Genomic DNA, 13,373 nt, shown 5'->3' on the forward strand with positions numbered 1-13,373 from the left:
TCTGATAACCTGCTATTTTCATTGTTTATATTGTTTATTCTACGTAAGAGGGTGTCCGAGCACCCTCTCTTTTTTATATGATAGGATTCTCTTTCCTTTTAACTTCATTCAGCAAATGCTTTTTGTACCGAAAGCATTTGCTGAATGAAATTAAGCCTCTGGACGCAAATTCGACAGGCGAATTTGATTCTTGAAGAAAAGTGCTATTATCCTATTTGTTTCGTGATAAAATAGATTACATGAAATTAAAAGTGGAAGCGGCTTGCCAGACCCGACAGGCATAAGATGGGGTGATGAGAAGGTTGCACTTTAACCTTCACATCGACACAGCTTATGACCCCGAGGGTCTAGCCGCTGCAGCTGGATAAATTAAAAGTGGAAGCGGCTTGCCAGACCCGACAGGCATAAGATGGGGTGATGAGAAGGTTGCACTTTAACCTTCACATCGACACAGCTTATGACCCCGAGGGTCTAGCCGCTGCAGCTGGATAAATTAAAAGTGGAAGCGGCTTGCCAGACCCGACAAGCGGCTAAGTTATATATTTTTTAATAGATTCATATTCAGAGAAAGATTTCCATGGAAATAAAGGTAGGTGGTAATATGGGAAAAGTAATTGCAATAGCAAACCAAAAGGGCGGTGTGGGTAAGACAACCACTTCTGTTAATCTTGGTGCTTGCTTAGCTTACATAGGAAAAAGGGTGTTATTGGTAGATATTGATCCGCAGGGGAATGCTACCAGTGGTGTTGGAATTGAAAAGGCGGATGTTGATCAGTGTGTCTATGATGTATTGGTTGATGATGTGGATGCAGGGCAGGTCATCAGACCGACAGCAGTAGAAAATCTTTATTCTCTCCCAGCCACCATTCAGCTTGCTGGAGCGGAGATTGAGTTGGTACCTACAATATCGAGGGAAGTCCGTCTTAAAAGGGCTTTGGAGAAAGTAATGGATGAATTCGATTATATACTAATAGACTGTCCCCCTTCACTTGGTCTCTTGACGCTTAATGCATTGACTGCTGCTGATTCTGTCCTCATCCCAGTACAATGTGAGTACTATGCATTAGAAGGGCTAAGTCAGCTATTGAATACCGTCCGTTTAGTACAAAAGCATCTAAATCATGATTTAAAGGTAGAAGGTGTTCTATTAACGATGCTTGACGCCCGAACTAATCTCGGAATTCAAGTGATTGAAGAGGTTAAGAAGTATTTTCAAGATAAGGTGTATAAGACCATTATTCCAAGAAATGTACGTCTAAGTGAGGCACCAAGTCATGGTGAACCGATTATTATCTATGATTCTAAATCTCGCGGTGCTGAAGTATATTTAGATTTAGCAAAGGAAGTGGTTATGAATGGCTAAAGGTCTTGGAAAGGGACTTGGTAAAGGATTGGGAAGAGGGTTGGATGCTTTATTACCAAAGGTTGATACAGTAGATAATAAAGAAGCCATTGAAGAAATTGAGATTAAGGATTGTAAGCCGAACCCTTACCAGCCACGGAAAATCTTTGCTGAGGAAGCGATTGAGGAGCTAAAGCAGTCTGTTATCGAGCATGGAATACTGCAGCCACTTATCGTTAGAAAAACGATTAAAGGCTATGAAATTGTTGTCGGTGAAAGGCGTTATCGTGCAGCCAAAGCAGCAAATCTGACGAAGGTCCCTGTTGTTGTCAGGGAATTGTCTGAGCAGCAAATGATGGAATTCGCTGTGCTTGAGAACCTGCAGCGGGAGGATTTAACTCCAATTGAAGAAGCTTCTGCCTATCAGCTATTAATGGAAAGGTTGAAATTAACGCAAGAGGACTTAGCGAAAAGACTTGGGAAAAGTAGACCGCATATTGCCAACCATATTCGTCTATTGTCGCTCCCTCCGAAAATCCAGGAAATGATTTCGGAAGGTAAAATTTCAATGGGACATGGTCGGGCACTACTGGGTCTGCGTAAGAAGGAAGCCATTCCAAGCGTTGTTGAAAAGGTGTTAAAGGATGGCTTAAATGTTCGGCAATTAGAGCAGTTAATCCAGCAGTTAAATAATCCTGTTCCACGTGAAACAAAGAAGCCAGTCGCAGAGAAGGACGTTTTTATTCAAGCACAGGAATCCACCTTACGGGAACGATTTGGGACAAGTGTTCATATTAAGCAAACCAAAAACAAAGATAAGGGGAAAATTGAAATTGAATTTTTCTCTAGCGAGGATCTCGAACGCATATTAGAAATGCTAGAGTCGAGATAAATGAATTAAACCATCAAAACTGGATGGTTTATTTTTTTGAATTGAGCTGACTAAATAGCATAATAACAAATAGGGAGATGTATCTCCCTTCTTCTTATGAGGTGAAAGTGATGTTTATTTTAGGGACGGCAGTGAATAGTTTGTTAATTATTGTGGGGTCAATTATCGGTAAGGTTCTAAATCGGATTCCGGAACAGATGAAAACGACTATTATGTATGCCATGGGTCTAGCCGTTATGGTATTAGGACTGCAAATGGGGTTGAAAAGTGAAAATTTCTTAATTGTCATCCTGAGTCTAGCATTTGGTACGATGATGGGCGAATTACTCAGGCTGGAGGATAGATTAAATAATTTGGGTGTATGGTTGGAAAATAAATTAGGTGCTAAGGCAAAGGGGAGTGTTGCCCAAGGGTTTGTTACAGCTACCTTAATTTTTGTCATAGGTGCTATGAGTATTCTCGGGGCATTGGACAGCGGAATTCGCGGCGATCATGCAGTCCTGTATACAAAGGGAATTCTTGATGGCATTACGGCGTTTGTTTTAACGACAACCTTGGGTATTGGGGTTATCTTTTCTGCTATTCCTGTCTTTTTATATCAGGGACTTATTGCCTTATTTGCCACTCAAATTGACCGCTTAGTTCCTGCGGCCTTAATGGATCAATTTATTCTTGAAATGACAGCAACCGGTGGAGTCATGATTATTGCCATTGGCTTAAATGTGACAGGATTAACAAAAATTCGAGTAGCCAATTTACTACCTGGTATACTAGTGACTGCAATCATTGTAACAGGAATGTATCTATTTTCATTCTAGTTGGTGTCAGGCACCACAGATGGACAAATGCCATCTAACTGTCTTTTTGTGGTGCCTGGCACCAGAGCTTATGGAGTTTGTTCCTGCTCTTGGCCTATTTGCCATTTTAGCTTGGAGAAATAGCTTGGTTCATAAAGCTTGCTTGTGTGGTAAATACCATCGGCAATGGTCCTAGCCATTTCCATGACAAGATGCAGTCTAGTGTTTTGTAGTACAAAGTATTCCATAAACCCACTAACGTTGACAATGCCTGTAATATGGATGTCACCAACAGCAGGAAGATCCTTATTTACGCCTGACCCAGGCTTGACTGGACCAGAGCCAATTTGAATAACACCGACACTTTTAAGTCTTCCTAAGCAGGCGTCAATGCCAATAATAAACGGGTTTAGATGCTTTGTTTTAATTTCTGTTAATTTCTCAGCTAAGTTTAAGGCATGTATCGGATTTTCTAAAGTACCATAGACGTGAAAGGATTGGGGTGCTCTTTCTTGGAGTAAAGTGCCAATTAGTGGACCTAATGAGTCACCGGTTGAACGGTCTGTTCCGATGCAGACAAAGACAATCGGTCTATTGCTTAGGGATGTTGGCATTAGCGCAAATAGCTCCTTTGCCACCTTGTCTGCTGCATCCTGCTCATTATGGTTCACTCTCGCTGCTTCATTTTTTACTTTATTAAAAATGCTACTTTTATAATTCAACATGCACTCTCCCCCTGTTTGAAAACTGGTGAAATAGCTGGAATCTATTGTGGATAAAGTAATGGAGATTATAATGGATAATCTATCGATGAGGTATTATTTATATATCTTTTAATAAATCGGCTCTGTTAAACATCAGTGTTGATTTCGTACCAGGCACTTCGCTTTCCTGCGGGCGACCGCCGAGCCTCCTCGACACTGTGTGTCTGCGGGATCTCGTCTGCCTCGCTTCTCCCGCGGGAGTCTGCGTGCCTTCCACTACAATCAACCTGCTGGATAATCAACATTGTACTTTAATACGGCTAATAAATTATTTCGTTTTCTATTAGTATACGGAAATATATCATTATCTATACATATATTTGCTACTTTAATTTTTCATTTAGAATTGGGAAAACTTATCATTAAAGGAAACCTAAATTTAGAAGGTCATGATTTTCTACTTCAAAGATAAAAGGATAGTTGTTAAAATGAAATTGTTTTATCAAGAATAAACATATTTAGGGTGAAAAGATGGATTATTTCGCAAAGATAATACGGAATATTTTGGAAAAAATGGCTAACGAGGATGCTTGGATTAGTATTGGTGAGGGATGTTTAAAGATTCTAGGTATTCTGCTAATCAGTATGATTGTTGTTCGACTCGGTAAGCTGGCGATTCAAAATATTTTCGCGGCTAGAAGGCATTCGCCTCTGAGAATTTCTGAGCGCAGAGAAGCAACGCTTTTAAAGCTGCTACAGAATGTATTAACGTACGTTATTTATTTCATTGCTATACTAATGATACTATCAACCTTGACGATTGATGTTGGAGCGCTCTTGGCCGGGGCTGGTATTGTAGGTCTTGCAGTGGGATTTGGCGCCCAAAGCCTTGTAAAGGATATCATCACAGGATTTTTTATCATCTTCGAGGATCAGTTCTCTGTTGGAGATCATGTTCGAATCGGTCAGTTTGAAGGGACTGTTGAGGAGATTGGCTTAAGAACAACCAAAATTAAACAATGGACAGGAGAACTTCATATCTTACCGAATGGGAGTATCATCGAGGTAACGAATTTCTCCATGCATAATAGTGTGGCGGTTGTTGACATCAGTATTTCCTATGAAGAAGATATTAAAAGAGTCGAAGAGGTGATTCGGGCGCTTCTTAGCACGATGATGGATAAATATGAGGATATTGTTTCAGAGCCTCAATTACTCGGTGTGCAAAGCCTTGGTGCATCAGAGGTGCTACTGCGGGTTACTGCTGAAACCACCCCAATGAGGCATTTCCCGATAGCGAGGGAATTAAGAAAGGAAATTAAGCTTTGTCTTGATAAACAAGGAATTGAAATCCCTTATCCAAGGCTTGTCATGTATTCCAGACAGGAGCATGAGCCTGCATTAAAACAAGGGGTTTAGCGGAATGGAGGTAACTTAAATGGAAACAAAGGAATTTGGTTTAAATGATGTTGTGGAAATGAAAAAGGCCCATCCTTGTGGAACGAACCGCTGGAAGATCATCAGATTAGGGATGGACATACGGATTAAATGTGAAGGCTGCTCACACAGTGTGCTGATTCCAAGAAAAGAGTTTGCCCGAAAAATGAAAAAAATCCTTGTAAAGCATGTGGAAGAGACCGAATAAAATATAGGCCTTTTAAATGTCTAGCGCAGGGCGTCAATGAACGGGCACCTTGCGCTTTTCAGAATAACTCTCTATAATTGTGTGAGGTTTGTATTTCTTTTTATTGGAAAAAACGAATGATACTAACATGAAAATAGAGCATGTACGATTGATTGACTAAGTTTGAGGAGTGACGAGGATGGCTTTAACAGCTGGAATAGTAGGATTGCCGAACGTCGGAAAGTCTACATTATTTAATGCAATCACACAGGCGGGGGCGGAGTCTGCGAACTACCCGTTTTGTACGATTGACCCGAATGTAGGGGTTGTAGAGGTGCCTGACCACAGGCTTAATAATTTAACAGAACTAGTTCAACCGAAAAAGACCGTACCAACGACCTTTGAATTTACCGATATTGCCGGGATTGTTAAGGGTGCAAGTAAGGGTGAAGGGTTAGGGAATAAATTCCTTTCCCATATCCGTGAAGTGGACGCCATTTGTCAGGTGGTTCGCTGCTTTGAGGATGAGAATATTACCCATGTATCCGGTAAAGTAAATCCAATTGATGATATTGAAGTCATTAATCTTGAATTGATTTTAGCGGACCTTGAATCAGTTGAAAAACGGATAGGCCGTGTTGAAAAGTTAGCGAAACAAAAAGATAAGGATGCTGTTATTGAGTTTGAAGCCCTGCAAAAGCTGAAGGAAGCCTTTGAAGCGGACAAGCCGGCGAGAACAGTAGAATTTACCGAGGAAGAGCAAAAGTATGTCAAGGCTCTTCACCTTCTGACGATTAAGCCTGTTCTTTATGTAGCCAATGTAGGTGAAGATGATGTAGCAGATCCATCAGAGAATCCTTATGTGCAAATGGTAAAGGAATATGCAGCCAAAGAAGAGGCTGAGGTTATTGTTATCTGCGCGAAGATTGAGGAGGAAATCTCTGAGCTTGAAGGAGAGGAAAAGGAAATGTTCCTTTCAGAGCTTGGAATTGCTGAATCAGGTCTTGACCAGCTGATTAGAGCAGCTTATAGCCTATTAGGACTTGCTACGTATTTTACAGCAGGTGTTCAGGAGGTTCGTGCGTGGACATTCCGTACAGGAATGAAGGCTCCACAATGTGCTGGTGTCATTCACTCCGACTTTGAAAAAGGCTTTATCCGTGCTGAAACAGTTTCCTATGAAGACCTATTAGCAGCAGGAAATATGGTTGCTGCAAAAGAGGCTGGTAAAGTACGCCTTGAAGGTAAGGATTATGTAGTAAAAGACGGAGACGTTATGCACTTCCGTTTTAATGTATAATTCGGTAAGGTGCCAGGCACCACCCAATTTCTGGGTGCTGCCTGGCGCCTTTTCAATTTTTATTTCGACATTGCTTTTCATTTTCTGCTATGCTATAATCTTATTCTGTGAGTAATTAATTAATTGCTCCTTGCCCTTTTGTGGGCCGCTTAGACCAAAAGGAGGTGAACGTGATGAGAAAGTACGAAGTAATGTACATCATCCGCCCAAATATTGAAGATGAAGCTAAAAAGGCTCTAGTTGAGCGTTTTAACACAATCTTAACTGATAATGGCGCGGAAATTGCCGAAGCAAAGGATTGGGGTAAACGTCGTCTTGCATATGAAATCAATGATTTCCGTGACGGATACTACCAACTAATCAATGTTAACGCTGAGCCAGCTGCAGTTGAAGAATTCAGCCGTCTAGCTAAAATCAACGAAGACATCATTCGTCATATTGTTGTTAAAAACGAAAAGTAAGCTTAACATAAATTTTAAAAAATCATTTGTTTCACCGTGAAACAAATAGCCGTTGAAGGAGTTGATTCTGATGTTAAATCGTGTTGTTCTTGTTGGCCGTTTAACGAAGGACCCTGAGCTGCGTTATACGCCAAGTGGTGTAGCTGTTGCTACCTTTACGTTGGCTGTGAATCGTACATTTTCAAATCAACAAGGTGAACGGGAAGCAGACTTTATTAATTGCGTTGTTTGGCGTAAACAGGCTGAAAACGTGGCAAACTTCTTGAAAAAAGGTAGTCTTGCCGGTGTGGATGGACGTATCCAAACACGAAATTATGAGGGACAAGATGGCAAACGCGTTTATGTTACAGAGATTGTAGCTGAAAGTGTACAATTTCTTGAGCCTAAAGGTGGTTCCGGTGGCGGCGGTAACAGAGGCGACTTTGGTAACGCCGGCTTTGGCGGTGGTCCGCAGGATTACGGATATGGAAACAACAATCAGAATCAGCAGCGCCAACAACCAAATAAACCTAATAACCAAGGCTATACTCGTATAGATGAAGATCCATTTGCTCAGGATGGTCAAATTGATATTTCTGACGATGATCTTCCATTCTAAGTGTTTAGCTTTCTGAACGTGATAAAAAATTTGTAAAGGAGTGAATGAACTATGGCAATGGGTGGACGCAGAGGCGGACGTGCAAAACGTCGTAAGGTTTGCTATTTCACAGCAAATGGTATCACTCACATCGACTATAAAGATGTAGATTTACTAAAAAAATTCATCTCTGAACGCGGTAAAATTTTACCTCGTCGTGTGACTGGTACAAGCGCTAAATACCAACGTAAATTAACAACTGCTATCAAACGTGCTCGTACAATGGCATTGTTACCATACGTATCTGGTGAATAATAACTAAAGTGAGGTAGCTTTGTTAGCTCCTCTTCATTAAAAGGACATCTGTATGGTGTCCTTTTTTGTTTTGTTCACAGGTTGTTCCGCTGCTCTTTCTGCTCCATGAGTAGCATGGTTGAACATCCTGCTAATAGTCGATAAAATGAAGTAATAAAGAAGAACGTATTCCTCAGTAAGGGGTGTAAAATTGAAAAATGTACATAAGCTGACAGAGGGAGCTATTTTATTAGCTGCATATACTGTTATGCTGCTTATTACGATTTATGTACCGATTCTTGGTGCATTCGTAAATCTATTCCTTTCTCTACCATTCATTATGTTCGCCGCTAAGCATAATCGGCAGTCTTCGCTTGTCTTTATAGTCGCTGCGACCTTTCTTTCACTGATTGTCGGCACTCTTTTAGCGATTCCACTAACCTTGGCTTACGGGTTAACCGGTCTCGTCATGGGTGATTTTGTACGCAATCAAAAAGGAAGAGCAGCTGTATTTCTTGCGGGTACCATTACCTTTCTGCTGAACCTAGTCGCCCAGTACGCAGTGGCTGTCGCCTTTTTTAAAATTGATATTATTGAGCAGAGCGTAGATTTAGTTAGAGAATCTGTTGATCAGTCCATGAGTATATTGAGTGCACTCGGGCAGGAGCAAAATGCGGTTCTCCTTGAACAGCTAAATGCAGGAATTGAATTGCTTCAGTCACTCGTTCCAAGCTTGTTTGTCATGATATCATTGGGGACGGTATTCCTAATCCAATTGGTTAGTTTTCCAATTATCAAAAGATTTGGGGTAAATATTGGTGAATGGAGGTCGTTTAGAGAGCTGACGCTTCCGAAGAGTCTCCTTTATTATTTTTTATTCGCACTAGTGGCTTCCTTGTTTCTTCAAACCGATGCAGGTGGCTACATCCATATAGCTTTAACAAATATCCTATTTGTACTACAATTATTAATGGTCATTCAAGGATTAGCATTTATCTGGTATTTCAGTCACTTAAAGGAGTGGCCAAAAGCCCTGCCGGTCATTGTTACCGTCCTGGTATTCATCATGCCGTTTCTTCTTTATATTGTTTGGATTTTAGGTATAATTGATTTAGGATTTGATTTAAGAAAAAGAATGATTAAATAACTAACTAAACACTACTGTTCAGGAGCTGAAATCATGCCTTTAAACTTAAAAAAGCGATCCATTCGTTATCTTTTATATGGATTGATGGGTATAACAGTGGTGCTTCTAGGGATATTAGCATATTTTAATTGGCTGTTTGGTGCTGCTGGCTTTTTCCTATCTGCTCCCTTCTTTTTTTTCATCCTCTATGTTGATAATCGCGAGAAGAGAGAAATAGAAGAATATATCTCAACCCTTTCTTACCGTGTTAAGAAGGTCGGAGAAGAAGCATTAATGGAAATGCCAATTGGGATTATGCTGATTAATGATGATTATTATATTGAATGGACGAATCCATTTATCTCATCCTCTTTCTCTGAGGATACGCTAATCGGAAGGTCATTGTATGATGTCGCAGAATCGATTGTGCCGTTAATAAAGCAAGAGGTCGAGACTGAAATTATTACACTTCACGATCGAAAGTTCCGTGTGATACATAAGCGTGATGAGAAGCTTCTCTATTTTCTAGATGTCACGGAGCAGGCTGAAATTGAAAAGCTGTATGAGGATGAACGAACGGTCATTGCGGTTATATTCCTTGATAATTATGATGATGTTACACAAGGAATGGATGACCCTACTAGAAGCAGCCTCAATAATCTGGTTACCTCCATTCTGAATCAATGGGCTCAAGTAAACGGTGTCTTTATTAAAAGGGTATCTTCTGACCGCTATATTGCCGTCTTTAATGAGTCCATTCTTCAGGATCTTGAAAAGGGTAAATTTACGATATTGGATGATGTGCGAGATGCTACAGCGAAGCAGAATGTCGGACTGACCTTGAGTATTGGGGTTGGAACTGGGGTCTCCTCCCTACCGGAGCTTGGCGCCCTAGCACAATCAAGCCTTGATCTCGCGCTCGGAAGAGGTGGAGACCAGGTAGCCATTAAACAATCGAACGGCAAGGTGAAGTTTTTCGGCGGTAAGTCCAATCCGGTTGAAAAAAGAACTAGAGTCCGAGCCCGCGTTATCTCCCATGCCTTGAAGGAATTAGTGGTTGAAAGCGAAAAGGTCATTATCATGGGGCATAAGTATCCTGATATGGATGCTATCGGTGCATCAATTGGTATTTTAAAGGTCGCGCAAATGAACCAGCGTGAGGGCTACGTCGTTGTTAATTTTAATGAAATTGATACCGGTGTCAGAAGATTAATGGAGGAAATTCAGAAACATGAAGGTTTATTTTCCCGATTTATTACTTCTGAGCAGGCGTTGGAAATTGCGACAGAAGATACACTATTAGTCATTGTGGATACACATAAGCCTTCCTTGGTTATTGAAGAACGACTATTATCTAAGATTGACCATACTGTCGTGATTGACCATCACCGTCGCGGGGAAGAATTTATTAGCCATCCCCTGCTTGTGTATATGGAGCCTTATGCTTCCTCGACGTCAGAGCTTGTGACGGAATTACTTGAATATCAGCCGAAGAACAGTAAAATTGAAATGCTGGAAGCAACGGCCTTATTGGCAGGAATTATTGTCGATACGAAAAGCTTTACGTTAAGAACGGGTTCAAGGACCTTTGACGCTGCCTCCTATTTGCGGGCCCATGGGGCGGATACCGTGTTAGTGCAGCGGTTCTTAAAGGAAGATATCGATACGTATGTAAGAAGAGCGAAGCTTATTGAGTCTGTCACCTATTACCATGAAGGGATTGCTATCGCTGCAGGTAATGAGGATGAAATTTATAATCAGGTGCTGCTTGCTCAAACCGCAGATACTCTGCTATCAATGGATGGAGTGAAGGCATCCTTCGTCCTTTCCAAGCGTTCAGAAAACATGATTGGCATTAGTGCTCGTTCCTTAGGGGAAATCAATGTCCAAATCATTATGGAGGCACTGAATGGAGGCGGCCATTTAACAAATGCTGCCACTCAGTTAACCGGTATCTCGATTGAAGAGGCTGAGCAGCGTCTTAGACAGGCAATTGATGAATATTTCGAAGGGAGAACGAAAGAATGAAAGTAATTTTTCTTAAGGATGTAAAAGGTAAAGGCAAAAAAGGTGAAGTAAAAAATGTAGCCGATGGCTATGCACATAACTTTCTATTAAAGCAGGGTTTGGCTGTTGAAGCAAACTCAGCTAATGTTAGCAGTCTAAATGCCCAAAAGAAAAAGGAAGAAAAGCTTGCGGCCGAAGAACTGGAGGAAGCTAAAAGGTTAAAAGCAAAGGTTGACGAAATCACCGTAGAATTATCTGCAAAGTCTGGTGAAGGCGGTCGTTTATTTGGCTCTATTACAAGCAAGCAGATTGCAGAACAACTACAGAAAAAGCATGGAATTAAAATCGATAAGCGCAAAATCGAGCTAGAGGATGCCATTCGCTCGTTAGGATATACGAAGGTGCCTGTAAAGCTTCATACTGAAGTAACAGCTACATTAAATGTCCATGTAAAGGAAGCTTAATAATCGTATAAATTCTGCCTATTATACTTATTTTGGAAGTTCCATTCTAATTAAAACATGTTACAATAGAAAAGTATCAGGGATGTGATCAGTCTTCTGGTCACATTTCTTTAAATCATCCTAACTAAAAGACCTTTATACAGGCTCCCTTTAGCCACAATGATTGGTAGATCATGACGATTAGAATTTATCTCGTATGATGTGCAGGATTAATTGAACTAAGGGTGCTTTTTTATATTGTGAAAAAAAACTAATGATAGATTACGATAAAAATCCGGACGCAAATTCGACGAGCGAATTTGATTATAGATTAAGTTTTATCATCATATAGATAGTAAACTAGAAAATAGATAGTAAACTAGAAAAGTTCATCATGTGCTTTTCGAAATGGGGGTTAATGAATGAGTGAATTAGTGGCGGATCGTCTTCCTCCTCAAAATATGGAGGCTGAGCAGGCAGTACTAGGGGCTATTTTTCTTGAGCCGTCATCACTTACGTTGGCATCCGAGATTTTGATTCCAGAGGATTTTTACCGTGGCGCTCATCAACGGATTTTTGATGCAATGCTTTCTTTGAATGACAAAGGAGAAGCTGTTGATTTAATTACAATTACAGAAGAGCTTGCTGCAAAGAAGCTATTAGAGGACGTTGGCGGATTTAGTTATTTGAGTGAACTAGCCGGTTCTGTACCGACAGCTGCAAATATTGAGTACTATGCGAAAATCGTTGAAGAAAAATCGATTCTACGTAGATTGATTCGAACAGCCACAAATATTGCCCAGGAAGGCTATACGCGTGAGGATGAAGTAGATGTATTGTTAAGTGAAGCGGAGAAAGATATTTTAGCTGTTTCACAAAGAAAAAATTCAGGTGCCTTTCACGATATTAAGGATGTTTTAGTTCGTACCTACGACAATATTGAGCAGATGCATAATAGTGCAGGCGAAATTACTGGTATTGCTACTGGGTTCACAGAGCTTGATAAAATGACAGCAGGTTTTCAGCGAAATGACTTAATTATTGTAGGAGCTCGTCCTTCCGTTGGTAAGACAGCCTTCGCGTTAAATATTTCACAGAGCGTTGCAACAAAAACGGGTGAAAATGTTGCTATCTTCAGTTTGGAGATGGGTGCGGAACAGCTTGTTATGCGTTTGCTTTGTGCTGAAGGGAATATAGACGCCCAGAGATTAAGAACGGGAGCATTGACTGATGAAGACTGGGGTAAGCTGACAATGGCTATGGGTAGCCTATCCAATGCGGGGATTTTCATTGATGATACACCAGGGGTTAGAGTGCAGGATATCCGAGCGAAATGCCGCCGTTTAAAGCAGGAGCATGGACTTGGCATGATTCTAATTGACTACCTGCAGTTAATTCTAGGAAGCGGCCGTTCCGGCGAAAACCGTCAGCAAGAGGTATCGGAAATTTCCCGTTCTTTAAAAGGTCTTGCCCGTGAGCTGCAGGTGCCTGTTATTGCCCTGTCACAGCTTTCCCGTGGTGTGGAGCAGCGTCAGGACAAGCGTCCGATGATGTCAGATATCCGTGAATCAGGAAGTATTGAGCAGGATGCCGATATTGTTGCCTTTTTATACCGTGATGATTACTATGACAAAGAATCTGAGAATAAGAATATCATTGAAATCATTATTGCCAAGCAGCGTAATGGTCCTACAGGAACGGTTTCTCTGGCCTTTGTTAAAGAGTACAATAAATTCGTCAATCTCGAGCGGCGGTTTGATGATACAGGCGCTCCGCCTGGTGCATAAGGATAGACTAAGTAAAATC

At 41.0% G+C, this 13,373-nt stretch carries 14 protein-coding genes; 13 read left to right on the plus strand and 1 reads right to left on the minus strand.

Annotated features, from left to right (window positions below):
• Positions 1 to 601: 601 nt before the first annotated feature.
• The 3 genes from BQ5321_RS02810 (at position 602) to BQ5321_RS02820 (ending at position 3,052) form a co-directional block, all read left to right on the plus strand.
• Positions 602 to 1,363: a ParA family protein gene (locus BQ5321_RS02810; RefSeq protein WP_071393117.1), complete on the plus strand. Its 762-nt coding sequence runs from the start codon at positions 602 to 604 to the stop codon at positions 1,361 to 1,363.
• Positions 1,356 to 2,234, plus strand: coding sequence for a ParB/RepB/Spo0J family partition protein (locus tag BQ5321_RS02815; RefSeq protein WP_071393118.1), 879 nt, complete (start codon positions 1,356 to 1,358; stop codon positions 2,232 to 2,234). Before BQ5321_RS02810 ends, BQ5321_RS02815 begins: the two co-directional genes overlap by 8 nt.
• A 110-nt stretch (positions 2,235 to 2,344) precedes the next feature.
• The gene (locus BQ5321_RS02820) at positions 2,345 to 3,052 is read left to right on the plus strand and encodes a DUF554 domain-containing protein (RefSeq protein ID WP_071393119.1); all 708 of its coding nucleotides are present in this window, start codon (positions 2,345 to 2,347) and stop codon (positions 3,050 to 3,052) included.
• Between the two features lie 68 nt (positions 3,053 to 3,120).
• Here BQ5321_RS02820 and yyaC read toward each other — a convergent pair whose 3' ends face one another.
• Positions 3,121 to 3,753 carry a spore protease YyaC gene (yyaC, locus tag BQ5321_RS02825; protein WP_071396750.1) on the minus strand — a complete coding sequence of 211 codons (633 nt, stop codon included), beginning with the start codon at positions 3,751 to 3,753 and terminating at the stop codon, positions 3,121 to 3,123.
• Positions 3,754 to 4,266: 513 nt separating this feature from the next.
• Here yyaC and BQ5321_RS02830 point away from each other — a divergent pair.
• From BQ5321_RS02830 to dnaB, 10 genes are all read left to right on the plus strand, one after another.
• Positions 4,267 to 5,154: a mechanosensitive ion channel family protein gene (locus tag BQ5321_RS02830; RefSeq protein ID WP_071393120.1), complete on the plus strand. Its 888-nt coding sequence runs from the start codon at positions 4,267 to 4,269 to the stop codon at positions 5,152 to 5,154.
• Between the two features lie 19 nt (positions 5,155 to 5,173).
• Positions 5,174 to 5,380 (plus strand): DUF951 domain-containing protein, encoded by a 207-nt coding sequence (locus tag BQ5321_RS02835; RefSeq protein ID WP_071393121.1) that lies wholly within the window; start codon positions 5,174 to 5,176, stop codon positions 5,378 to 5,380.
• Positions 5,381 to 5,558: 178 nt separating this feature from the next.
• On the plus strand, positions 5,559 to 6,659 hold the full coding sequence (gene ychF / locus BQ5321_RS02840) for a redox-regulated ATPase YchF (RefSeq protein WP_071393122.1): 1,101 nt from the start codon (positions 5,559 to 5,561) through the stop codon (positions 6,657 to 6,659).
• Positions 6,660 to 6,832: 173 nt separating this feature from the next.
• Entirely contained in the window at positions 6,833 to 7,120 is a 288-nt protein-coding gene (rpsF, locus tag BQ5321_RS02845) for a 30S ribosomal protein S6 (RefSeq protein ID WP_071393123.1), read from the plus strand.
• 70 nt (positions 7,121 to 7,190) lie between these two features.
• Entirely contained in the window at positions 7,191 to 7,718 is a 528-nt protein-coding gene (gene ssb, locus BQ5321_RS02850; protein ID WP_071393124.1) for a single-stranded DNA-binding protein, read from the plus strand.
• A 57-nt stretch (positions 7,719 to 7,775) separates the two neighbouring features.
• A complete protein-coding gene (gene rpsR, locus BQ5321_RS02855) occupies positions 7,776 to 8,012 on the plus strand; it encodes a 30S ribosomal protein S18 (RefSeq protein WP_071396751.1) in 237 nt (78 codons plus the stop codon).
• 190 nt (positions 8,013 to 8,202) lie between these two features.
• Positions 8,203 to 9,138: a YybS family protein gene (locus BQ5321_RS02860; RefSeq protein ID WP_071393125.1), complete on the plus strand. Its 936-nt coding sequence runs from the start codon at positions 8,203 to 8,205 to the stop codon at positions 9,136 to 9,138.
• Positions 9,139 to 9,171: 33 nt separating this feature from the next.
• On the plus strand, positions 9,172 to 11,145 hold the full coding sequence (locus BQ5321_RS02865; protein ID WP_071393126.1) for a DHH family phosphoesterase: 1,974 nt from the start codon (positions 9,172 to 9,174) through the stop codon (positions 11,143 to 11,145).
• A complete protein-coding gene (rplI, locus tag BQ5321_RS02870; RefSeq protein WP_071393127.1) occupies positions 11,142 to 11,588 on the plus strand; it encodes a 50S ribosomal protein L9 in 447 nt (148 codons plus the stop codon). Before BQ5321_RS02865 ends, rplI begins: the two co-directional genes overlap by 4 nt.
• A gap of 401 nt (positions 11,589 to 11,989) precedes the next feature.
• Positions 11,990 to 13,354, plus strand: coding sequence for a replicative DNA helicase (dnaB, locus tag BQ5321_RS02875; protein ID WP_071393128.1), 1,365 nt, complete (start codon positions 11,990 to 11,992; stop codon positions 13,352 to 13,354).
• Positions 13,355 to 13,373: the final 19 nt, after the last annotated feature.

This window comes from Bacillus tuaregi, from assembly GCF_900104575.1.
GTDB classification, from domain to species: Bacteria; Bacillota; Bacilli; order Bacillales; family Cytobacillaceae; genus Bacillus_BD; species Bacillus_BD tuaregi.

Coding starts and splice junctions, on each gene's coding strand:
- BQ5321_RS02835 (WP_071393121.1), top strand. CDS start 5,174: ATGGAAACAAAGGAATTTGGTTTAAATGATGTTGTGGAAATGAAAAAG.
- rplI (WP_071393127.1), top strand. CDS start 11,142: ATGAAAGTAATTTTTCTTAAGGATGTAAAAGGTAAAGGCAAAAAAGGT.
- BQ5321_RS02830 (WP_071393120.1), top strand. CDS start 4,267: ATGGATTATTTCGCAAAGATAATACGGAATATTTTGGAAAAAATGGCT.
- BQ5321_RS02820 (WP_071393119.1), top strand. CDS start 2,345: ATGTTTATTTTAGGGACGGCAGTGAATAGTTTGTTAATTATTGTGGGG.
- ssb (WP_071393124.1), top strand. CDS start 7,191: ATGTTAAATCGTGTTGTTCTTGTTGGCCGTTTAACGAAGGACCCTGAG.
- BQ5321_RS02865 (WP_071393126.1), top strand. CDS start 9,172: ATGCCTTTAAACTTAAAAAAGCGATCCATTCGTTATCTTTTATATGGA.
- ychF (WP_071393122.1), top strand. CDS start 5,559: ATGGCTTTAACAGCTGGAATAGTAGGATTGCCGAACGTCGGAAAGTCT.
- dnaB (WP_071393128.1), top strand. CDS start 11,990: ATGAGTGAATTAGTGGCGGATCGTCTTCCTCCTCAAAATATGGAGGCT.
- BQ5321_RS02815 (WP_071393118.1), top strand. CDS start 1,356: ATGGCTAAAGGTCTTGGAAAGGGACTTGGTAAAGGATTGGGAAGAGGG.
- BQ5321_RS02810 (WP_071393117.1), top strand. CDS start 602: ATGGGAAAAGTAATTGCAATAGCAAACCAAAAGGGCGGTGTGGGTAAG.
- rpsF (WP_071393123.1), top strand. CDS start 6,833: ATGAGAAAGTACGAAGTAATGTACATCATCCGCCCAAATATTGAAGAT.
- rpsR (WP_071396751.1), top strand. CDS start 7,776: ATGGGTGGACGCAGAGGCGGACGTGCAAAACGTCGTAAGGTTTGCTAT.